Here is a 20,341-nt window from a genome sequence, read left to right as displayed (position 1 = left end):
GGGTGAGCGAGCGCTACCCGACCGACACCGAGGAGGCCCGCGAGGCCGCCGTCGAGGCTGCGACGCTGGCGGTCCAGCGCGGCGAGCTCGTCGTGCTCCCGACCGACACCGTCTACGGCATCGCCGCCGACGCCTTCGACCCCGCCGCCGTCCGCGACCTGCTCGACGCCAAGGGCCGCGGCCGCGACATGCCGCCGCCCGTCCTCGTCAGCTCCCCGACGACGCTCGACGCGCTCGCCGTGCGGGTGCCCGGGTACGCCCGGGCGCTGGTCGAGCGGTTCTGGCCCGGGCCCCTGACCGTGGTCTGCCACCAGCAGACCTCGCTGCAGTGGGACCTCGGCGACACCCGGGGCACGGTGGCGGTGCGCATGCCCGACCACCCGGTGGCCCTGGAGGTCCTGGAGCGGACCGGCCCGCTGGCGGTCTCCTCGGCGAACCTCTCCGGCATGCCGGCCGCGACCGACGCCGACCAGGCCGAGGAGATGCTCGGCGACGAGGTCGCCGTGCTCGTCGACGCGGGGGAGTCGCCCGGCGGCGAGGCCTCCACGATCGTCGACTGCACCGGCGACCAGGGCCGGGTCCTGCGCCGCGGCGCCCTCTCGCTCGAGGCGCTGAACGAGGTCCTCGAGCCGCTCGGGGCGACGCTGACCGACGAGGGCCGGGCGACCACGTAGTGCGGGAGTACCTCCTCGTCTTCCTCGTGGCCGCGACGGTGACCTACCTGCTCACCGTCGTGGCGCGGGAGATCGCGATCCGGACGGGCGCCGTGGCCGCCGTGCGCGACCGCGACGTGCACGACGAGCCGATCCCCTACCTCGGCGGGCTGGCGATGCTCGGCGGGCTGGTGGCGGCGTACCTCGTCGCCCGGGAGCTGCCGTTCCTCTCCCTCAGCGGGCCGTTCGTGTTCCGCGACGCGGGGGTCGTGCTCATCGCCGGCGCGCTGATCTGCGCGGTGGGCGTGCTCGACGACATCTTCGAGCTCGACGCGCTCACCAAGCTCGGGGGACAGGTCCTGGCGGCCGGGTTCCTCATCGCCTTCGGGATCCAGTACGTCTTCTTCCCGCTCACCAACGGCGACATCTTCTCCCTGGACCCCTCCCAGGGCGCGCTGCTGACCGGGTTCGTCGTCGTCGCCACCGTCAACGCGGTGAACTTCGTCGACGGTCTCGACGGCCTGGCCGCCGGCGTGGTCGGCATCGGCGCGATCGCGTTCTTCGTCTTCTGCTACCAGCTCACCCGCCTCAACGACGCCCCGCGCGCGACGACCGCGGCGCTGCTCAGCGTGGCGCTCGCCGGGGTGTGCCTGGGCTTCCTGGTGCACAACTTCCACCCCGCGCGGCTGTTCATGGGTGACTCCGGCTCCATGCTGATCGGGCTGGTGCTCTCGGCGAGCGCGGTGACGCTCACCGGCCAGTTCTCCGGCACCGAGATCTCCCGCGGCGCCTCGGGCACGCAGGCGAGCCTGCTGCCGACGCTGCTGCCGGTCCTGCTGCCCGTCTCGATCCTGCTGGTCCCGCTGCTGGACCTGGTGATGGCCGTGGTCCGGCGCACCCGGGCCGGACGCTCGCCGTTCGCCCCGGACAAGCAGCACCTGCACCACCGGCTGCTCGAGATCGGCCACTCCCAGCGGCGCGCGGTGATGATCATGTGGCTGTGGGCGGCCCTGATCGCCTTCGCCACGGTGCTCGCGAGCCTCTACACCGGGGTGTGGGTGTGGCTCGCGGTCGGGGCGCTCGCGCTCGTCACGGTGGTGCTCACGTTCGTGCTCCCGGTGCTGCGCAAGCCCCAGGTCCTGGAGGTGCTCGATGAGCCCTCGCCGGAGACCTTGTGATAGTTTTCACGAGCGGCCCCCGGGCCGCTGACGACCGCGACGAACCCCTCCCAGAACGGCCGCCGAGATGACGACCGAGACACCGCGCGAGACCGCGAGGACCCGCCGTGACGGTGGGACTGCGGTGCTCCTCGGGGCCGCGCTCGGGACCGTCGTCGCCGGCCTCGCCGCCGCGGCGGTGGGCGCCCTGGTCGACGGCAGCCCCGCGGCGTACGGCGCTCTCGTCGGCAGCGCGCTGGTGGTCGTCGTCTTCGCCTTCGGCTCCGCGACGGTGCACGCCGTCGCCGGGCTGCTGCCCGCGGCCTCGCTGGTCGTGGCGCTGCTGACCTACGCCCTGCAGCTGCTGGTCGTCCTGGTCGTGCTCTCGGCGCTCGACGCCTCGGGCGCGGTCGACGACACGCTGTCGCGGGGGTGGCTCGCGGGGGCCGTCATCTGCGGCGCGCTGGCCTGGACCTTCGTCCAGGTGGCGCTCGCGTCCAGGGTGCGGATCCCGGTCTACGACCTCTCCGCGGGCGACGGTGCCACGGGCGCCGGCGCCGCCGAGGAGGCCCCGGGTGAGGCCACCCTGACCACCTCGCAGCCCGGGTGTGATCGATGACCTCCCGACCCTGCTATCGTCCGGGGCGCCATGAGTCAGCAGGACCAACCAGCTGTTCCTCAGGACGGCCCGAAGGGCGATCCGTGGCACGCCTTCGGCTACATGGTCTCGGGCGTCGCGGTGTACGGCGTCCTGGGGTGGCTCGCAGACCGGTGGCTCGGCACGACCTTCCTCGTTGCTGTCGGCATCCTGATCGGTGCCACGCTCGGGATCTACATGACCTTCGCTCGTTTCAACCGTGCCCGGCCGGACGACCAGCCGCACGAGCAGTCGCACGACAAGTAGAGGAGAACTGGTGAACGTCGCAGCCGTGGTGCGTTCCGCAGACGGGTTCACCCCGCCCGGACCGGCCGACTTCGACCTCCCCGCCATCGGCGGCGGCTCGACGATGGACTTCCTCGGTCAGGAGGCGGTGCTCGGTGTCACGAAGCCGATGCTCCAGCTGGTCCTGGCGGCCTTCCTGGTCTTCGCTTTCTTCAAGGTCGCCTCGGCCAAGCGCGCGATGGTGCCCGGGAAGCTGCAGTTCGTGGGCGAGGAGGCGTACGGCTTCGTCCGCAACTCCCTCAGCCGCGACATCATCGGCAGCCACGACTTCCAGAAGTACACGCCGTACCTCTTCTCGTTGTTCTTCTTCATCCTGCTGAACAACCTCTTCGCGTCGATTCCGCTCCTGCAGTTCCCGACGTTCTCCCGTTCCGGGATGGTCTACTCGCTGGCCCTGCTCAGCTGGGTCGTCTACAACGTCGCCGGCATCCGCAAGCACGGCTTCGTCGGCTACTTCAAGCTGCAGTCGGTCCCGGCCGGCATCGGCGGCCCGATGCTGATCCTGCTCGTGCCGCTCGAGTTCATGTCCAACATCCTGGTCCGCCCGGTCACCCTGGCGCTGCGACTCTTCGCGAACATGTTCGCCGGCCACCTGCTGCTGATCCTCTTCGCTCTCGGCGGCGAGTACCTCGTGACCGAGATGGCGATCCAGTACGCCCCGGTCGGCATCATCGCGTGGCTGCTCTTCATCGCGGTCGCCTTCCTGGAGATCCTGATCCAGTTCCTCCAGGCCTACGTCTTCGTCCTGCTCAACGCCATGTACATCAGTGGCGCGATCGCGGACGAGCACTGAGCAGCGGCCCCGCCGCACGCACCTCGCTCAGCCAGCAGCACCCCTGACCAGCACCACCCGAGTTAGTAGCAGGAACACACCGAAAGGAAGATTGCCGTGGAAGGCACTCTGAACGGCTCGCTCAACATGATCGGCTACGGCCTCGCGGCCATCGGCCCCGGTATCGGTATCGGTCTGATCTTCGCGGCCTACATCGCCGGCGTGGCCCGTCAGCCGGAGGCCCAGAGCCGCCTGCAGTCGATCGCGATCCTCGGCTTCGCTCTCGCCGAGGCGCTCGCCATCATCGGCATCGCCCTCGCGTTCGTCCTCAGCTGATCACGCCCTCCGCCTGTAGGACCCGGAAGGACCTGGCATGCAAGCACTTGTGACCTCCATGGTGGTGAGGGCCGCCGAGGGGGAGGAGCACGAGCTCAACCCGCTCATCCCGCACCCGATCGAGCTCGTCCTGTCGCTCGTCGTCTTCGCGATCCTCTTCTTCCTCGTGAAGAAGTTCGTCGTGCCGGCGTTCGAGACGACCTACGCCGAGCGCACCAAGGCGATCGAGGGCGGCCTCGCCGCGGCCGAGACCAAGCAGGCGGAGGCCGACGCCAAGCTCGCCGAGCTCGAGAAGCAGCTCGGCGACGCCCGGCACGAGGCTGCGCGGATCCGCGAGGAGGCGCGCGAGCAGGGGGCGGCGATCATCGCCGAGATGCGGGAGCAGGCCCAGGCCGAGTCCACCCGCATCGTCGAGCACGGCAAGGCCCAGATCGAGGCGGAGCGCCAGCAGGCGGTCACCTCGCTCCGCGCCGAGGTCGGCACCCTCGCGACCTCGCTGGCCGGCCGCATCGTCGGGGAGTCCCTCGACGACGACGACCGCCAGCGCCGCGTCGTCGACCGCTTCCTCGCCGACCTCGAGGCCGGCACGCCGGGCCGGAACTGATGGGGGAGCACTGATGTCCGCCTCGTTCCGCGGCGCCTCGGCAGAGTCGCTGGCCGCGCTCGTCGACGAGCTCGGTGGTGCTGTCTCGGGCTCCTCGGAGTCCGCGGCAGTCGTCGCCGGCGACCTGTTCTCGGTGTCGCAGACCCTGCGGTCCGAGGGCGCCCTGCGCCGGTTCCTCACCGACGTGTCCCTCCCGGCAGAGGCCAAGACCGGCCTCGTCGGGCAGGTCCTCGGGGGCAAGGTGTCCGACGCGACCCTGGTGGTCGTCCGCGCCGCGGTCTCGCGCCGGTGGATCTCCACCGGTGACCTGCCGAACGCGCTCGAGCACCTCGGCGTCGTCGCTGCCGTCCGCTCGGCCGGCGACCAGGCCGGTCGCCTCTCCGACGAGCTGTTCTCCTTCGCCCAGACGGTCAAGGACAACCCCGCGCTGCGGGACGCGCTGTCGGACCCGGCGCGTACGCTGGAGGCCAAGGCCGGGCTCGTGCGGTCGCTGCTGGAGGGCAAGGCCCTCCCCGCGACGGTCGCACTGGCCATCCAGTCGCTGGCCGGCACCCACCGCACGGTGGGCGCTGCGCTCGCGGAGTACCAGAAGGTGGCGGCCGAGGCCCACGGCCAGCGCGTGGCCACGGTCCGTGTGGCCCGCGACCTGACCGACGGTGAGCGCGACCGGCTCGCCGCGGCGCTCCACCAGCAGTACGGACGGCCCGTGCACCTCAACCTGCTCGTGGACCCCGCGGTCCTCGGCGGGATCCGCGTCGAGATCGGTGACGACGTCATCGACGGCACCGTGTCCAGCCGGCTCGACGACGCCCGTCGTCGACTCGCCGGCTGACCCACCCCCGCACTTCACGAAGAGACAAGAGAGAAGGAACCGAGATGACGGAGCTCTCCATCCGTCCGGAGGAGATCCGCGACGCGCTGCAGAAGTACGTCGCCGACTACCAGCCCGAGGCGGCCAGCCGCGAAGAGGTCGGCCTCGTGGCGGAGGCCGGCGACGGCATCGCGCGCGTCAGCGGGCTCCCGTCGGCCATGGCCAACGAGCTGCTGCAGTTCGAGGACGGCACCCTGGGCCTCGCCCTGAACCTCGACGCCCGCGAGATCGGCGTCGTCATCCTCGGTGACTTCGACAAGATCGAGGAGGGCCAGACGGTCCGCCGGACCGGCGAGGTCCTCTCGGTCCCCGTCGGCGAGGGCTACCTCGGCCGCGTCGTGGACCCGCTGGGCAACCCGATCGACGGCCTCGGCGACATCGAGACCTCGGGCCGCCGCGCCCTCGAGCTGCAGGCGCCCTCGGTGATGCAGCGCAAGTCGGTGCACGAGCCGCTCGCCACCGGCATCAAGGCGATCGACTCGCTGACCCCGATCGGCCGCGGCCAGCGCCAGCTGATCATCGGCGACCGCGCGACCGGCAAGACCACGGTCGCGATCGACACGATCATCAACCAGAAGCAGTACTGGGAGACCGGCGACCCGAGCAAGCAGGTCCGCTGCATCTACGTCGCCGTCGGCCAGAAGGGCTCGACCATCGCCTCCGTGCGTGGCGCCCTCGAGGAGGCCGGCGCGCTGGAGTACACCACGATCGTCGCGTCGCCGGCGTCGGACAGCGCGGGCTTCAAGTACCTCGCTCCGTACACCGGCTCGGCCATCGGCCAGCACTGGATGTACGACGGCAAGCACGTCCTCATCGTCTTCGACGACCTGACCAAGCAGGCCGAGGCCTACCGCGCCGTGTCGCTTCTGCTGCGCCGGCCGCCGGGCCGCGAGGCCTACCCGGGTGACGTGTTCTACCTGCACAGCCGCCTGCTCGAGCGCTGCGCCAAGCTCTCCGACGACCTCGGTGCCGGCTCGATGACGGGTCTTCCGATGGTGGAGACCAAGGCCAACGACGTGTCGGCGTTCATCCCGACCAACGTCATCTCCATCACCGACGGCCAGATCTTCCTGCAGTCGGACCTCTTCGCCGCGAACCAGCGCCCGGCGATCGACGTCGGCGTCTCGGTCTCCCGCGTGGGTGGTGCGGCGATGACCAAGGCGCTCAAGGCCGTCACCGGCTCGCTCAAGGTCGACCTCGCGCAGTTCCGCGCGATGGAGGCGTTCGCGATGTTCGCCTCCGACCTCGACGCGGCCTCGCGCCAGCAGCTCGACCGCGGCCAGCGCCTGATGGCGCTGCTCAAGCAGCCGGCCTACTCGCCGTACCCGGTCGAGGAGATGACCGTCTCCCTGTGGCTCGGCACGACCGGTCGCCTCGACCGCGTCCCGGTCGACGACGTGCTGCGCTTCGAGCGCGAGTTCCTCGACTACCTGCGCCGCTCCCACGAGGGCATCCTCAGCGCGATCCGTGAGTCCCTGAAGTTCGAGGACGACACGGCCTCCGCGGTCGAGGGCGCCTACACCTCCTTCCTCGACCAGTTCGAGACCTCCGAGGGCGGGTCGATCAAGGTCGGCCACGAGGCTGCGGCCGAGGCGCTCGAGGACGAGGACCAGGAGCAGATCGTCAAGCAGAAGCGGGGCTGACGCATGGCCGTATCGCTGCGTGAGTACCGCGCGCGGATCAAGTCGACGGAGTCGATGAAGAAGATCACGCGCGCCATGGAGCTCATCGCTGCGTCCCGGATCATCAAGGCGCAGCAGCGGGCGCAGGCGGCAGCGCCGTACGCCCGTGAGCTGACCCGTGCGGTGTCGGCGGTGGCGACGTTCTCGAACGTCGACCACCCGCTGACCCGCGAGGAGGAGAACCCCAAGCGGGCGGCCGTGCTGATCGTGACCAGCGACCGGGGCCTCGCCGGTGCCTACTCCTCGAGCGTGCTCAAGGAGGCCGAGCGGCTCGCGGAGAAGCTGCGTGCCGAGGGCAAGGAGATCGACACCTACATCTGCGGCCGGAAGGGCGAGGCGTACTACAAGTTCCGCCAGCGCCCGATCGTGCAGGCGTGGACGGGCTTCTCCGACCAGCCGTCGTACGACGTGGCCGCCGAGATCGGTGCCGCGCTGATCGAGTCGTTCCTCAAGGAGCAGGGTGAGGACGGCGACGTGGACGAGGTCCACCTCGTCTACACGCGCTTCCGCTCGATGCTCACCCAGGAGCCGACGGCCGTGCGGCTGCTGCCGCTCGAGGTCGTCGAGGCCGAGGAGAGCGTGCAGGGCGAGAAGCCCGGCGCGTCCGACGTGCTCCCGCTCTACGAGTTCGAGCCGTCGGCAGAGGCGGTCCTCGACGGGCTGCTGCCGCAGTACGTCCAGAGCCGGATCTTCTTCGCGCTGCTCCAGGCCGCGGCCTCGGAGCTGGCCGCGCGCCAGAAGGCGATGAAGTCCGCGACCGACAACGCCGACGAGCTGATCAAGAAGTACACGCGCATCGCCAACCAGGCCCGCCAGGCCGGTATTACCCAGGAAATCAGCGAGATCGTCGGTGGCGTCAACGCACTCGCCGACGCGAACTCCGGGAGTGAGTGAGAGACATGACTGCCACCTTCGAAGAGACCCAGCAGGGCTCGGCGGCCGGTGCCACCGGCCGTGTGGCCCGGGTGACCGGCCCCGTCGTCGACGTCGAGTTCCCCGCGGACGCGATGCCGGAGATGTACAACAAGCTCGAGGTCGACCTCGAGCTCGAGGGCGAGACCAGGACCCTGGTCCTCGAGGTCGCGCTGCACATCGGTGACGGCGTCGTCCGCGCCATCTCGATGAAGTCGACCGACGGCCTGGTCCGCGGTGCCTCGGTGCGCGACACCGGCGGCCCGATCACCGTCCCCGTCGGCAACGGCACCCTCGGAAAGGTCTTCAACGCGACCGGCGACGTGCTCAACCTCGAGGAGGGCGAGCGGTTCGAGGTCAACGAGCGCTGGGGCATCCACCGCAAGGCGCCGGCCTTCGACCAGCTGGAGTCGAAGACCCAGATGTTCGAGACCGGCATCAAGGTCATCGACCTGCTCACGCCGTACGTCCAGGGCGGCAAGATCGGCCTCTTCGGTGGTGCGGGCGTCGGCAAGACCGTCCTCATCCAGGAGATGATCGCCCGCGTCGCCAAGGACCACGGTGGTGTGTCGGTGTTCGCCGGCGTCGGTGAGCGCACCCGCGAGGGCAACGACCTCATCGTCGAGATGGAGGAGGCCGGCGTCCTCGGGCAGACCGCCCTCGTCTTCGGCCAGATGGACGAGCCGCCGGGCACCCGCCTGCGGGTCGCGCTGTCCGCGCTGACGATGGCGGAGTACTTCCGCGACGTGCAGAACCAGGACGTGCTGCTCTTCATCGACAACATCTTCCGGTTCACCCAGGCCGGCTCGGAGGTCTCGACCCTCCTCGGCCGGATGCCGTCCGCGGTGGGCTACCAGCCGAACCTGGCCGACGAGATGGGCCAGCTGCAGGAGCGGATCACCTCGACCCGCGGTCACTCGATCACCTCGATGCAGGCGATCTACGTCCCCGCGGACGACTACACCGACCCGGCGCCGGCGACCACCTTCGCCCACCTCGACGCCACGACCGAGCTGTCCCGCGAGATCGCGTCGCTGGGCATCTACCCGGCCGTGGACCCGCTGACCTCGACCTCGCGGATCCTCGACGCCCAGTACATCGGGCAGGCTCACTACGACTGCGCGATCCGCATCAAGCAGATCCTCCAGCGCAACAAGGAGCTGCAGGACATCATCGCGATCCTCGGTGTCGACGAGCTCTCCGAGGAGGACAAGATCATCGTCTCCCGGGCCCGTCGCATCCAGCGGTTCCTGTCGCAGAACACCTACGTGGCCAAGCAGTTCACCGGCATCGAGGGCTCCACGGTCCCCGTCGCCGACACCATCGAGGCGTTCAACAAGATCGCCGACGGTGAGTACGACCACGTGGCCGAGCAGGCGTTCTTCATGTGCGGCGGTCTCGACGACGTCGAGGCCAAGTGGGCCGAGATCCAGAAGAACCTCTGAGGACCTGACGATGGCTGAGAACCTCACGGTGGAGCTCGTCGCGGCCGACCGCACGGTCTGGTCCGGCGAGGCCACCATGGTCATCGCCCGCACGGTGGAGGGGGACGTCGGCGTGCTGCGCGGTCACGCGCCGATGCTCTCCCTGCTCACCGACGCGGTCGTCGAGATCGCCGAGACCGGCGGCGACGTGGTCGTCGCGGCGGTCGACGGCGGGTTCCTCTCCGTCGCGGCGGACCGGGTCTCGATCCTCTCCGAGCGGGCCGTGCTCGCCTCGGAGGTGGACGTCGACCAAGCGCGCGCCGAGCTCGACGAGGCCCGTGGCCTCGTCGGCGCGGAGGACGAGGCCGAGCGCCGCGTCCGCCGGGCCGAGGCGCGGATCCGCGCCGTCGAGCGGGCCCGCTGAGGCCCGTCGTACGACCTGCACGACCCGGCACCTGTCCCGCCGTCGCCGCCCGCTAGGGTGACGGCACTTCGTAGGGAAAGGGGACCAGATGCCGGTGTGGCAGTGGCTGCTCGACGCAGCCGGCCTGCTGCTCCTGCTCGTCCTGCTCTACGGCGTCGCCCTGATCGTGCGCCGCCGAGTGCTCTCCCGCAACGGGGGCACCTTCGAGCTCAGCCACCGCGTCCGGTCCGAGAGGGCCGGACGCGGTTGGCTTCTCGGGCTCGGGCGCTACTCCGGCGAGACGCTGGAGTGGTTCCGCATCTTCTCCCTCTCGCCCCGGCCGAAGCGGTGCTGGCAGCGCGACGAGATGGCCTACGACGGGCGGCGCGAGCCCGAGGGGCCCGAGCAGATGTCGCTCTACCCCGACCACGTCGTCATCTCCTGCCACACCCGCGAGGGCGAGGTGGAGCTGGCGATGAGCCCCGCCTCGCTGACCGGCTTCCAGGCCTGGCTCGAGGCCCGACCTCCTGGCACCGACTGGACCCGTGGCTGACACCTCGACGCCCCCCGCCCCCACCGGACCGACCGACCCCGCACTCCTGCGCACGCGCAACTCGGTGGGGCTGGCCTTCGGCCTCAACGGCTTCCTCTTCGCCACGCTGGTGGCCCGGCTGCCCGACATCCGCGAGCACCTCGACCTCGACAACGCCGCGCTCGGCCTGCTGCTGCTCGCGATCTCGATCGGCTCGATCCTCGCGCTGCCGGCGACCGGTCGGCTGATCGGGCGGTACGGCGCCTCGCGGGTGGTCCGCGCCGGCGTCGTGGCGTGCGCCGTGGGGCTCTCCGCCGCCGGCCTGGCCGCGGGCGTGCTCGAGTCGGTGCCCGCGACGGCGGTCGCCTTCTTCGTCTACGGCATCGGCATCGGGGTCTGGGACGTCGCGATGAACGTCGAGGGCGCCGAGGTCGAGCGGCGGCTCGGGCGCACCGTGATGCCGCGCTTCCACGCCGGCTGGTCCTTCGGGTCGATCGCGGGAGCGGGGCTCGGCATCCCGCTGACCGCGCTCTCGCTGCCGATGCCGGTCCACGTCGTGGCGGGCTGCCTGGTCGCGGTGCTGGTGGTCTGGCCCGCCGCTGCGACGTTCCTGCCGTCCGAGGCGCCGCCCGAGCACACCGAGAAGCCGCGGTCGGCGTGGACCGAGCCCCGGCTGCTGGCCCTGGGCGTGATGGTCCTGGCGTTCGCGGTCGCCGAGGGGTCGGCCAACGACTGGCTGGCGCTGGCGCTCATCGACGGCTACGGCGCGGAGCACTGGGTCGGGGTGGCCGGCTTCTCGCTGTTCGTGACCGCGATGACCGGTGGCCGCCTGCTGGGCCCGGTGCTGCTGGACCGGTTCGGCCGGGCGCCGGTGCTGTGGGCCAGCTGCGCCGCCGCGTGCGCAGGCATCCTGCTCGTGGTCCTGGGCGGCCACGTCGTCCTCGTCTCGGTCGGCATCCTGGTGTGGGGCCTGGGCTCGGCGCTCGGGTTCCCGGTCGGCATGAGCGCCGCGGCCGACGACCCCGTCCGGGCCGCGGCCAGGGTCAGCGTGGTCTCGACCATCGGGTACGGCGCGTTCCTCGCCGGCCCGCCGCTGCTCGGCCTGCTCGGGGACCACGTCGGCACCTTGGACGCGCTCCTCGTGGTGTCGGCGCTGATGGTGCCGGCGGCCGTCGCCGTCCTGGCCGCACGGCCGCGGGTCCCGGCGGGGGAGGCCGGGTGACCTCTCGCCCCCGGGTCGCCATCACCTACTGCCGGCAGTGCCGGTGGTTGCTGCGGGCGCAGTGGTACCAGGGCGAGCTGCTCACCACGTTCGCCGAGGAGCTCGGCGAGGTGGCGCTGGTCCCGGCCACCGGTGGCGTCTTCCGCGTCGACGTCGACGGTGAGCCGGTCTGGAACCGCAAGCGCGACGGCGGCTTCCCCGAGGTCACCGAGCTCAAGCGGCGGGTCCGCGACCTCGTCGCCCCGGGACGCTCGCTCGGCCACGCCGACCAGGCCCCCGGCCAGGAGCCGGGCGATCCCGGCGACAGGTCCGGCTAGTCGGACCGGCCCGGCCGGCTGCGCTCGCCGCCCGGCACCCAGAGCACGTCGCCCTCGTGGCGGTTGGCGTGGCGGGCGAGGATGAACAGCAGGTCCGAGAGCCGGTTGAGGTAGGTGATCGCGAGCTTGTTCATCGACTCCGCATGCACCTCGAAGGCGGCCCACGCCGAGCGCTCCGCACGCCGGACGACCGTCCGGGCGACGTGGAGGTGGGCGGCGCCCTCGGTGCCGCCGTTGAGGATGAACGAGCGCAGTGCCGGCAGCGCGTCGTTGTACTGGTCGCACCAGGCCTCGAGCCGGTCGACGTAGTCCTGCTCGATCCGCAGCGGCGGGTACTCGGGGTCCGGCACGACCGGGGTGCAGAAGTCCGCGCCGACGTCGAAGAGGTCGTTCTGCACGTGGGTGAGGACCGCGACGACGTCCTCGTCGAGCCCGCCGCGGACCACGGCGAGGCCGAGGTGGGCGTTGGCCTCGTCCACGTCGGCGTAGGCGTGCAGCCGCAGGTCGTTCTTGGTGGTGGTGCTCATGTCGCCGAGACGGGTCTCGCCGCCGTCGCCGGTCCGGGTGTAGATCCGCGTCAGGTTGACCATGACCCGGAGGCTATCCACCGTCCGGTCGGTACGGTCGTCGGCATGGACCGCCGGGCGTACGCCGTGCTGCTCGCGCTCCCGGGCCTCGCGCTGGCCGGTGTGGGCCTGGTCCACCCCCACCACCTGTCCTACGAGACCGCCGACCGCTGGTTCGGGGTGCACCTGCCCGGCCTCGTGGTCTTCCCGCTGGTGGGGCTGGCGCTGGCGGCGCTGGTCGGTCGGCGCACCGACGCCGTCGCCTGGCTGGTCCGGCTGGCGGCGTACACCTACGCCACCTTCTACACCGCCCTCGACGTCGTCAGCGGGATCGCCGCCGGCTGGGTGACGCGCGAGCTGGGCCCGGGGGTCCCGCGGCCCGACGAGGTGCGCCTGCTGTTCCGGATCGGCACGCCGCTCGGGGAGGTCGGCTCGTGGGCCCTCCTCGTCACCGTGGTCGTGCTGCTGGCCGACCAGCTGCGCCGGCACGGCGTCCGGGCGGCCGGGGGAGTGCTGCTGCTCCCGGGTGCCTGGCTGGTGCACACCGACCACATCTTCTCGCCCGGCGGGGTCGTCGGGACGGTGCTCCTGGGCCTCGGCACCGCCGCTCTCGCGCTCGCCCGCCCGGTGGCAGGTGCGGTCGTGGTTGAAGAACCCACGACCGACACGCGAAGAAATCGCCCGTAGGGAGGCAACCTTCCCGGTTCCTGCGGCGTCACTATGGGTGAAGCGGGGGACGACCGCAGGCGAGCCCAGCACCGGAGGACCTCCGGGACGGGAAGGGGCGACATGGACATCGTGGCCGACGGACCCACGCTCGTGCTGAGCGGTGACTTCGACGTGCGGAGCACGACGGAGGCCCGCGACGCCATCTACGACCACCTCGCCGGGCACGACGACGTCGTCCTCGACCTGACCGAGGTCTCCACCGTCGACCTGACCGCGCTCCGGCTGCTGGCGGTCGCCACGCTGGTCGCCACCCGCGACGGGCACCACATGGTGCTGCGCGGGTGCGGGCCGGCGGTGCGCCGGATGCTCCACCTCTCGCGGCTGCGCAGCGTGGTCGAGCTCGAGCGCGAGGCCGTGAGCGCCTGACCGGTGCCCCCGCGGCGGTGCCGCGGTCGGGCCCCCGGTGTGTCGGCCATCCCACACGGACGACCGGTTACCAACCGGTATCAAGCGTCCTACCCTTCCCTCCATGACGCAGATGGATCGCCCCCAGACGGACCGGCCCCAGCGCGACCGGCCCTGGGTGATGCGGACGTACGCCGGCCACTCGACCGCCGAGGCGTCCAACGCGCTCTACCGCTCGAACCTCGCGAAGGGGCAGACCGGGCTCTCGGTGGCCTTCGACCTGCCCACCCAGACCGGCTACGACCCGGACTCGGTGATGGCGCGCGGCGAGGTCGGCAAGGTCGGAGTGCCGGTCCCGCACCTGGGTGAGATGCGCAAGCTGTTCGACTCCATCCCGCTGACGGAGATGAACACCTCGATGACCATCAACGCCACGGCCATGTGGCTGCTGGCGATGTACCAGGTGGTGGCCGAGGAGCAGGCGGGCGTGCCCGAGGGGAGGGCGACGCCGGAGGAGGTCGCCGCGCAGCTGGCCGGCACCACCCAGAACGACATCATCAAGGAGTACCTCTCGCGCGGGACCTACGTGTTCCCGCCGGAGCACTCGCTGCGGCTGATCGGCGACATGATCGCCTACACGGTCCACCAGATCCCGAAGTGGAACCCGATCAACATCTGCAGCTACCACCTGCAGGAGGCCGGCGCGACGCCGACGCAGGAGCTGGCGTACGCGCTGTGCACCGCGATCGCCGTGCTGGACCAGGTGAAGGCCTCGGGCCAGGTCTCCGAGGACGACTTCGAGAAGGTCGTCGGTCGCATCTCGTTCTTCGTCAACGCCGGCGTGCGGTTCGTCGAGGAGATGTGCAAGATGCGCGCCTTCGTCGAGCTGTGGGACGAGATTACCCGCGAGCGGTACGGCGTGACGGACGCCAAGATGCGCCGGTTCCGGTACGGCGTGCAGGTCAACTCCCTCGGCCTGACCGAGGCCCAGCCGGAGAACAACGTCCAGCGCATCGTGCTGGAGATGCTCGGCGTGACGCTGTCCAAGGACGCCCGCGCCCGGGCGATCCAGCTGCCTGCGTGGAACGAGGCGCTCGGCCTGCCCCGCCCGTGGGACCAGCAGTGGTCGCTGCGGCTGCAGCAGGTGCTGGCCTTCGAGTCCGACCTGCTCGAGCACGACGACATCTTCGCCGGCTCGACGGTCGTGGAGGCCAAGGTCGCCGAGCTCGTCGCCGGCGCGAGGGCCGAGATCGACCGGGTGCAGGCGATGGGCGGGGCGATCGCCGCGGTCGAGTCGGGCTACATGAAGCAGGAGCTGGTCTCCGCGCACGCCGCCCGCCGGGCCCGGATCGAGTCCGGCGACGAGGTCATCGTCGGGGTCAACAGGTTCGAGACCACCGAGCCCTCGCCGCTGACCGCCGACCTCGACGGCGCGATCATGACCGCCGACCCGCAGGCCGAGGCCTCCGCGATCGCCTCGGTGCAGGCGTGGAAGGCCGAGCGCGACGAGGACGAGGTCGCCCGCGCGCTGGCCGCGCTCGCCGACGCGGCCAAGACCGATGCGAACCTGATGCTCCCCACCCTGGCCGCAGCGCGGGCGGGTGCGACCACCGGCGAGTGGGCCGGCACGCTGCGCGAGGTGTTCGGCGAGTTCCGCGCCCCGACCGGCGTCTCCGGCGCCGTCGTGGCCGCCTCGGCCGGCAAGGCCGGCGCGGAGCTGTCGGCCGTGCGCGAGCGGGTCCAGGCGACGGGGGAGGAGCTGGGCGGCCGGCTGCGGCTGCTCGTGGGCAAGCCCGGGCTCGACGGGCACAGCAACGGCGCCGAGCAGGTCGCGGTCCGCGCCCGCGACGCCGGCTTCGAGGTGATCTACCAGGGCATCCGCCTGACCCCGGAGCAGATCGTGTCGGCCGCGGTCGCCGAGGACGTCCACTGCGTCGGCCTCTCGATCCTCTCCGGCTCGCACATGGAGCTGGTCCCGGCCGTCCTCGAGGGCCTGCGCGAGGCCGGCATGGGCGACGTCCCGGTCATCGTCGGCGGGATCATCCCCGACTCCGACGGGCGCCGGCTGGTGGAGCAGGGCGTCGCGGCCGTCTACACGCCCAAGGACTTCGGCCTCACCGAGATCATGGGCGGCATCGTCGACGTCATCCGGCGGGCCAACGGCCTCGCGGCCGGCTGAGCGCCGGCGCCGGGCCGGCGCTCAGCGGCCGACGCGCTCGATGAGGGCGAGCGCGTCGTGCGGTGCGTACCCCTTGGCGTCGTTGTCGAAGTAGACGAAGACGTCGCCGTGCTCGGCCCAGGACCGGCACTTCTCCGCCCAGCGGTCGAGCGCCTCGGGGCCGTAGCCGCTCGCGTAGAGCTCGGTGTCGCCGTGCAGGCGCACGTAGACGTGGTCGGAGGTGACCTGCTCGGGCATCGGGAAGCGGCGGGCGGTGTCGGCGACGACGCAGGCGACGTCGTGGCGCCGCATCAGGTCGAAGGCCTCGTCGGTGCACCAGGTCTCGCTGCGGAACTCCAGCGCGTGCCGCAGCGGGCGCTCGGCGTCGGCCACCGTCAGCGCGCGGTCCTCCGGCACCTTGTCGTCGTGGCCGGCGGCCAGCGTCGCCGCCTCGGTCGTGGTGCGGGGGAGGCGGGAGAAGAAGTCGTCGACGAGCCCGGCGTCGAAGGCCAGCCGTTCGGGCAGCTGCCACAGGAACGGCCCCAGCTTCGGGCCCAGCGCGAGGACGCCGGAGGCGAAGAAGTTGGCCAGCGCCGTGTCGACGTCGCGCAGCCGCTTGAGGTGGGTGACGTAGCGGCCGCCCTTGACCGCGAAGACGAAGTCCTCGGGCGCCTGGTCGCGCCACGCGGCGTACGACGTCGGGCGCTGCAGGGAGTAGAAGGAGCCGTTGACCTCGATCGAGGTCATCCGCTCGGCGGCGTACGCGAGCTCGCGGCGCTGGACCAGGCCGGTCGGGTAGAAGTCGCCCCGCCACCCGCGGTAGGTCCAGCCGGAGATGCCGACGCGGATCCGTCCCATGGCTGCGCGGTGCCCGCTCGGTCCGCCGACCACACCGCGAGACGTGACCGGGAAGACAGGTGAGGCTCACCTAACCCGCTGCTACAGTCACGGCGTGGGCAAGAAGGACAAGAAGCGCGACGGCAAGAAGTCGGCGGTCGCGACCGCGGAGAAGCCGCGCAAGCTCCCCAAGCGGGAGTGCTGCGTCTCGAAGACCAAGTGCGGCCGCTGCCCGCTGCGCATGCTCAAGGAGGGGACCCTCCCCGAGGGCTACACCGTCAAGAAGCGCAAGCTGGTCCGCGTCGACGGGGGCAAGGTCACCAAGAAGTCGCTCGGTAAGGTCGCCTGATGGTCGCCCCCCGTTTCGTCGAGCAGCTCAACGCCCAGATCGGGCACGAGCTGGCCGCCCACAACCAGTACCTCGCCGTCGCCGTGCACTACGACGCGCTGACGATGCCGCAGATGGCGGCGTTCTTCTACGCCCAGGCGCTCGAGGAGCGCGACCACGCGATGATGATGGTCCAGTACCTCCTCGACACCGACGCCGAGGTCGTCATCCCCGGGGTCGACGCCCCGGTCCCGACCTTCGACGGGGTGGTCGTGCCGGTCGCCCTCGCGCTCGAGCAGGAGAAGCGGGTCACCGAGCAGATCAACGGCCTGCTGCGCACCGCCCGCGAGGAGTACGACTTCGCCTCCGAGCAGTTCATGCAGTGGTTCATCAAGGAGCAGGTCGAGGAGGTCGCGACGATGAGCGACCTGCTCGCGGTCGTCACCCGCAACGCCGACGACATCGACGACATCGAGGACTACGTCGCCCGGGAGCAGGGCGGCGAGGGCGCCGACCCCACCGCGCCCCGCGTCGCCGGCGCCTGACCCCACGACCCGGTCCCTGCCAGACTGCCCGTCATGGCACGGGTGATCGTGGTCGGCGCGGGCGTCAGCGGCCTGACCTGCGCCGTCCGGCTGCTGGAGGCGGGCCACCGGGTCGACGTGCTGGCCCGGGACCTGCCGCACGAGACGACCTCGGCCACCGCCGCCGGGCTCTGGTACCCCTACCGCGCGCTGCCCGAGGACCGGGTGACGGCCTGGGCGCGCACGTCCTACGAGGTCCTCGCCGACCTCGCCGGGCAGGAGGGGACGGGCGTGCGGCTGGTCGCCGGCACCGAGGTGCACACCGGCGACGGCGACGTCACGGGGCGTCCGGACCCGTGGTGGGCCGCGGCCGTGCCCGGGTTCGCACGCACCGAGGCGGTCCCGGAGGGCTGGTCGGGCGGCTGGTCGTTCACGGCTCCGGTCGTGGAGATGCCGACGTACCTCACCTGGCTGGTGCGCCGGGTCGAGCACCTCGGCGGCACCCTCACCCGGCTCGGCATGGGCGGCCTGCCGCCCGGGGGCGACGTGGTGGTCGACTGCGCGGGGATCGGCGCCCGGCTGCTGGCGGCCGACCTCTCGGTCGTGCCGGTGCGGGGACAGGTGGTCCACGTCGAGCAGGTCGGCCTCGACCGGTGGTGGCTCGACGCCGGTGAGGGGTCCGGGAGCGATGGCCTCCGCCCGACGTACGTCGTGCCGCGCAGCGCCGACATCGTGCTCGGCGGCACCGTCGAGGAGGGTGACTGGAGCCGGACGCCGTCGCCGGAGTCGGCGCGCGACATCCTCGGGCGGGCCCGGCGGCTGGTGCCCGAGCTCGCCGACGCCCGGGTGCTGGGCCACCGGGTGGGGCTGCGGCCGGTGCGTCCGACGGTCCGGGTCGAGCGGACGGGGCGGGTCGTGCACTGCTACGGGCACGGCGGGGCCGGCGTCACCCTGAGCTGGGGGTGTGCGGCCGAGGTCACTGGGCTGGTCCACGCGGAGGACGCGCGGACCGCCTAGAGTTCGGCCCATGACACCAGGGGCCGGCGACGGCGCGCTGTTCGCCGGTGTCTTCGAGGCTTCCCCCGACGCGATCGTCGTCACCGACGCCGCCGGGGTGATCGCGGCCGCCAACAGCCGGTGCGAGGCCGTCTTCGGGCTCGCCCCGGCCGAGCTCGTCGGGCGCCCGGTCGAGGACCTGGTGCCGGTGGCCGCCCGTTCGGCGCACCCGGTGCGGCGCGACGGGTTCACCCGGGCACACGGACAGCGGCCGATGGGGCTGCTCCAGCTCGCCGCGGTCCGCGCCGACGGCGAGGAGTTCCCTGCCGAGATCTCCCTCGCGCGCATCGACGTGGCCGGCGCGACCTACGTCTGCGCCACCGTCCGCGACGTGACCGAGCGGCGGCGGCAGGAGCGTCAGTTCCGCGAGGTGATCGAGGCCGCGCCCGACCCGACGGTCATCGTCGACGGGTCCGGGACGATCGTGCTGTCCAACCGCCAGGTGCACCGGGTCTTCGGCTACGAGCCCGGCGAGCTGGTGGGGGCGCCGGTGGAGAAGCTCGTGCCCGAGCGGTTCCGGTCCGGCCACCACGCCCAGCGCTCGGGGTACGCCGCGGCGCCGGTCGTGCGCGGCATGGGCCAGGGTCGCGAGCTGTACGCCGTGCGGAAGAACGGCGAGGAGTTCCCCGTCGAGATCTCGCTGTCCCCGATCGACACCGACGACGGGACCCTGGTGGCGGCCGCCGTCCGCGACGTGACCGAGCGGCGGCGCATCCAGGAGACGGCCGACCGGATCCGCGAGGAGTTCCTCGCGACGGTCTCCCACGAGCTGCGGACGCCGCTGACCTCCATCGTCGGCTACACCGAGCTGCTCGGAGACCTCGACGAGGACCAGGTCGGCCCGCAGGCGCGGCGCATGCTGCAGGTCATCGACCGCAACGCCCGCCGCGAGCTGCGGCTGGTCAACGACCTGCTCACCCTCGCCCAGCTGCAGGAGGAGGGGATGCAGGTCCAGCGCGCGCGGGTCGACCTGCTCCTCGTCGTCCGCGCGTCGGTCGAGGACGCCCGGCTCGCCGCGCGCAGTCGCGGGGTCACGGTCAGGATCGAGTCGGCGCGCGAGGAGCTGTGCGTGGTCGGCGACGCCCAGCGGCTCGGCCAGGTCGTCGGCAACCTGCTCGGCAACGCCATCAAGTTCACCCCGCCCGGCGGCCGCGTCGTCCTGGAGGTCGAGGACGTGCCTGCGGGGCACGTGACCCTGCACGTGGTCGACACCGGGCCGGGGATGACGGCCGAGGAGGTGGAGCAGGTCTTCGACCGGCTCTACCGGGCGCCGTCCGCGGTGCGCGAGCAGGTGCCCGGCGCGGGCCTCGGGCTGTCCATCGCGCGGGCCGTGGTCGAGGCGCACGACGGTGCCATCGAGGTCAGCTCCGAGCCCGGCGTCGGGACGACCGTCAGCGTCCGTCTGGTGGCAGCAGACCGCTGAGCGCGCGCTCGCGGCGCCGGGACAGCGCGACGGCGACCGGGACGCCCACGAGGAGCCCCGCCGCGGTGCCCAGCACCGCGCCCCAGCCGGCGGCGGGGACCACCGCCTCCCCGAGGAGGGCGAGCGCGACCACGGTGGTGAGGACGACGCAGGCCAGCGCCGTCCGGTGGAGGAGCTCGCCGAGGAACAGCCGGCTGAACGAGGCGTCCACGTCCCGGGCGCCGGGCCCGTCCAGCGGCAGGACCTGCACGACCGCGGACGTCTCGATCGCCCCGTAGACGTGCGGGAAGGTCTCGCTGGTCCCCGGAGCGGGCTCCTCGACGACCGGCGCGGAGAGCCGGTCGGTCTCGATGACCAGCAGCACCAGCGGCTCCGTCGCGTCGGCGTACCACCGCTCGCGGACCGCCTGCCACTGGTCGGCGCGGCAGGCGTGGACGAACCCCTCGTCGGCGAGCGTCACGCCGTACGTCGACGTGGTGTAGCGGCCGGTGCGCTGCGCCTCCCGCCAGTCCGCCAGCGTGGCGATGTGGAGGATGCGCACCGGGAG

Annotated in this window: 25 protein-coding genes; 22 read left to right on the top strand and 3 right to left on the bottom strand. The window is 72.0% G+C overall.

The genetic code is table 11. From position 1 onward, the window contains the following. The first annotated feature begins 2 nt into the window (after nt 1–2). From AB0N29_RS16285 to AB0N29_RS16215, 15 genes are all read left to right on the top strand, one after another. Entirely contained in the window at nt 3–674 is a 672-nt protein-coding gene (locus AB0N29_RS16285; protein ID WP_364868290.1) for an L-threonylcarbamoyladenylate synthase, read from the top strand. Next, complete coding sequence (locus tag AB0N29_RS16280) at nt 674–1,831, top strand: MraY family glycosyltransferase (RefSeq protein ID WP_302267413.1); 1,158 nt, start codon at nt 674–676, stop codon at nt 1,829–1,831. The genes AB0N29_RS16285 and AB0N29_RS16280 overlap by 1 nt, the downstream gene beginning before the upstream one ends. Nucleotides 1,832–1,898: 67 nt before the next feature. Beyond that, a complete protein-coding gene (locus AB0N29_RS16275) occupies nt 1,899–2,429 on the top strand; it encodes a hypothetical protein (RefSeq protein WP_364868287.1) in 531 nt (176 codons plus the stop codon). Between the two features lie 30 nt (nt 2,430–2,459). Beyond that, nucleotides 2,460–2,714: an AtpZ/AtpI family protein gene (locus AB0N29_RS16270; protein WP_302267411.1), complete on the top strand. Its 255-nt coding sequence runs from the start codon at nt 2,460–2,462 to the stop codon at nt 2,712–2,714. Nucleotides 2,715–2,724: 10 nt separating this feature from the next. Continuing rightward, a complete protein-coding gene (gene atpB, locus AB0N29_RS16265) occupies nt 2,725–3,546 on the top strand; it encodes a F0F1 ATP synthase subunit A (RefSeq protein WP_364868285.1) in 822 nt (273 codons plus the stop codon). A 108-nt stretch (nt 3,547–3,654) separates the two neighbouring features. Next, the gene (gene atpE, locus AB0N29_RS16260; RefSeq protein ID WP_300953539.1) at nt 3,655–3,861 is read left to right on the top strand and encodes an ATP synthase F0 subunit C; all 207 of its coding nucleotides are present in this window, start codon (nt 3,655–3,657) and stop codon (nt 3,859–3,861) included. Nucleotides 3,862–3,898: 37 nt separating this feature from the next. Further along, complete coding sequence (locus AB0N29_RS16255) at nt 3,899–4,465, top strand: F0F1 ATP synthase subunit B (RefSeq protein ID WP_302267410.1); 567 nt, start codon at nt 3,899–3,901, stop codon at nt 4,463–4,465. A gap of 13 nt (nt 4,466–4,478) precedes the next feature. Beyond that, entirely contained in the window at nt 4,479–5,297 is an 819-nt protein-coding gene (locus tag AB0N29_RS16250; protein WP_364868282.1) for a F0F1 ATP synthase subunit delta, read from the top strand. A 44-nt stretch (nt 5,298–5,341) separates the two neighbouring features. Beyond that, nucleotides 5,342–6,979 (top strand): F0F1 ATP synthase subunit alpha, encoded by a 1,638-nt coding sequence (atpA, locus tag AB0N29_RS16245; RefSeq protein WP_302267408.1) that lies wholly within the window; start codon nt 5,342–5,344, stop codon nt 6,977–6,979. A gap of 3 nt (nt 6,980–6,982) precedes the next feature. After that, entirely contained in the window at nt 6,983–7,912 is a 930-nt protein-coding gene (locus AB0N29_RS16240; protein WP_302267407.1) for a F0F1 ATP synthase subunit gamma, read from the top strand. 5 nt (nt 7,913–7,917) lie between these two features. Then, nucleotides 7,918–9,375, top strand: a complete 1,458-nt coding sequence (gene atpD / locus AB0N29_RS16235; protein ID WP_302267406.1) for a F0F1 ATP synthase subunit beta — start codon at nt 7,918–7,920, stop codon at nt 9,373–9,375. Between the two features lie 10 nt (nt 9,376–9,385). Continuing rightward, nucleotides 9,386–9,778, top strand: a complete 393-nt coding sequence (locus tag AB0N29_RS16230) for a F0F1 ATP synthase subunit epsilon (RefSeq protein ID WP_302267404.1) — start codon at nt 9,386–9,388, stop codon at nt 9,776–9,778. Nucleotides 9,779–9,866: 88 nt separating this feature from the next. Continuing rightward, the gene (locus AB0N29_RS16225; protein ID WP_302267403.1) at nt 9,867–10,310 is read left to right on the top strand and encodes a DUF2550 domain-containing protein; all 444 of its coding nucleotides are present in this window, start codon (nt 9,867–9,869) and stop codon (nt 10,308–10,310) included. Next, on the top strand, nt 10,303–11,511 hold the full coding sequence (locus tag AB0N29_RS16220; RefSeq protein WP_302267402.1) for an MFS transporter: 1,209 nt from the start codon (nt 10,303–10,305) through the stop codon (nt 11,509–11,511). The genes AB0N29_RS16225 and AB0N29_RS16220 overlap by 8 nt, the downstream gene beginning before the upstream one ends. After that, complete coding sequence (locus AB0N29_RS16215) at nt 11,508–11,828, top strand: SelT/SelW/SelH family protein (protein WP_364868277.1); 321 nt, start codon at nt 11,508–11,510, stop codon at nt 11,826–11,828. The genes AB0N29_RS16220 and AB0N29_RS16215 overlap by 4 nt, the downstream gene beginning before the upstream one ends. Here AB0N29_RS16215 and AB0N29_RS16210 read toward each other — a convergent pair. Next, nucleotides 11,825–12,418, bottom strand: a complete 594-nt coding sequence (locus AB0N29_RS16210) for a cob(I)yrinic acid a,c-diamide adenosyltransferase (RefSeq protein ID WP_302267400.1) — start codon at nt 12,416–12,418, stop codon at nt 11,825–11,827. The two genes, AB0N29_RS16215 and AB0N29_RS16210, sit on opposite strands and share 4 nt — an antisense overlap. Before the next feature lie 42 nt (nt 12,419–12,460). Here AB0N29_RS16210 and AB0N29_RS16205 point away from each other — a divergent pair, with 42 nt between their 5' ends. The 3 genes from AB0N29_RS16205 (at nt 12,461) to AB0N29_RS16195 (ending at nt 15,647) form a co-directional block, all read left to right on the top strand. Beyond that, nucleotides 12,461–13,081 (top strand): hypothetical protein, encoded by a 621-nt coding sequence (locus tag AB0N29_RS16205; RefSeq protein WP_364868274.1) that lies wholly within the window; start codon nt 12,461–12,463, stop codon nt 13,079–13,081. A 102-nt stretch (nt 13,082–13,183) separates the two neighbouring features. Further along, nucleotides 13,184–13,489 carry an STAS domain-containing protein gene (locus AB0N29_RS16200; RefSeq protein ID WP_364868272.1) on the top strand — a complete coding sequence of 102 codons (306 nt, stop codon included), beginning with the start codon at nt 13,184–13,186 and terminating at the stop codon, nt 13,487–13,489. A 103-nt stretch (nt 13,490–13,592) separates the two neighbouring features. After that, complete coding sequence (locus AB0N29_RS16195; RefSeq protein ID WP_364868270.1) at nt 13,593–15,647, top strand: protein meaA; 2,055 nt, start codon at nt 13,593–13,595, stop codon at nt 15,645–15,647. A 21-nt stretch (nt 15,648–15,668) separates the two neighbouring features. Here the strand turns inward: AB0N29_RS16195 and AB0N29_RS16190 are convergent, their stop codons facing one another. Beyond that, nucleotides 15,669–16,484 (bottom strand): DUF72 domain-containing protein, encoded by an 816-nt coding sequence (locus tag AB0N29_RS16190; RefSeq protein WP_302267396.1) that lies wholly within the window; start codon nt 16,482–16,484, stop codon nt 15,669–15,671. A 94-nt stretch (nt 16,485–16,578) separates the two neighbouring features. Here AB0N29_RS16190 and AB0N29_RS16185 point away from each other — a divergent pair, with 94 nt between their 5' ends. From AB0N29_RS16185 to AB0N29_RS16170, 4 genes are read left to right on the top strand one after another with little or no spacing between them, the layout of a single operon-like run. Beyond that, nucleotides 16,579–16,812 (top strand): hypothetical protein, encoded by a 234-nt coding sequence (locus AB0N29_RS16185; RefSeq protein WP_302267394.1) that lies wholly within the window; start codon nt 16,579–16,581, stop codon nt 16,810–16,812. Next, on the top strand, nt 16,812–17,336 hold the full coding sequence (locus AB0N29_RS16180; protein ID WP_302267393.1) for a ferritin: 525 nt from the start codon (nt 16,812–16,814) through the stop codon (nt 17,334–17,336). The genes AB0N29_RS16185 and AB0N29_RS16180 overlap by 1 nt, the downstream gene beginning before the upstream one ends. Nucleotides 17,337–17,369: 33 nt before the next feature. Continuing rightward, nucleotides 17,370–18,332: an FAD-dependent oxidoreductase gene (locus AB0N29_RS16175; RefSeq protein WP_364868267.1), complete on the top strand. Its 963-nt coding sequence runs from the start codon at nt 17,370–17,372 to the stop codon at nt 18,330–18,332. A gap of 10 nt (nt 18,333–18,342) precedes the next feature. Next, on the top strand, nt 18,343–19,794 hold the full coding sequence (locus AB0N29_RS16170; protein WP_302267390.1) for a PAS domain S-box protein: 1,452 nt from the start codon (nt 18,343–18,345) through the stop codon (nt 19,792–19,794). Here AB0N29_RS16170 and AB0N29_RS16165 read toward each other — a convergent pair. Further along, the gene (locus AB0N29_RS16165) at nt 19,763–20,335 is read right to left on the bottom strand and encodes a DUF952 domain-containing protein (RefSeq protein ID WP_364868264.1); all 573 of its coding nucleotides are present in this window, start codon (nt 20,333–20,335) and stop codon (nt 19,763–19,765) included. The genes AB0N29_RS16170 and AB0N29_RS16165 overlap by 32 nt on opposite strands. Nucleotides 20,336–20,341: the final 6 nt, after the last annotated feature.

Origin of the sequence: Nocardioides sp. NPDC092400 (assembly GCF_040684155.1) — a bacterium.
In the GTDB taxonomy this organism is placed as follows: Bacteria; Actinomycetota; Actinomycetes; order Propionibacteriales; family Nocardioidaceae; genus Nocardioides.
The sequence above is the reverse complement of the archived record's forward strand: the minus strand, read 5'-3'. Positions and strand labels throughout refer to the sequence as shown.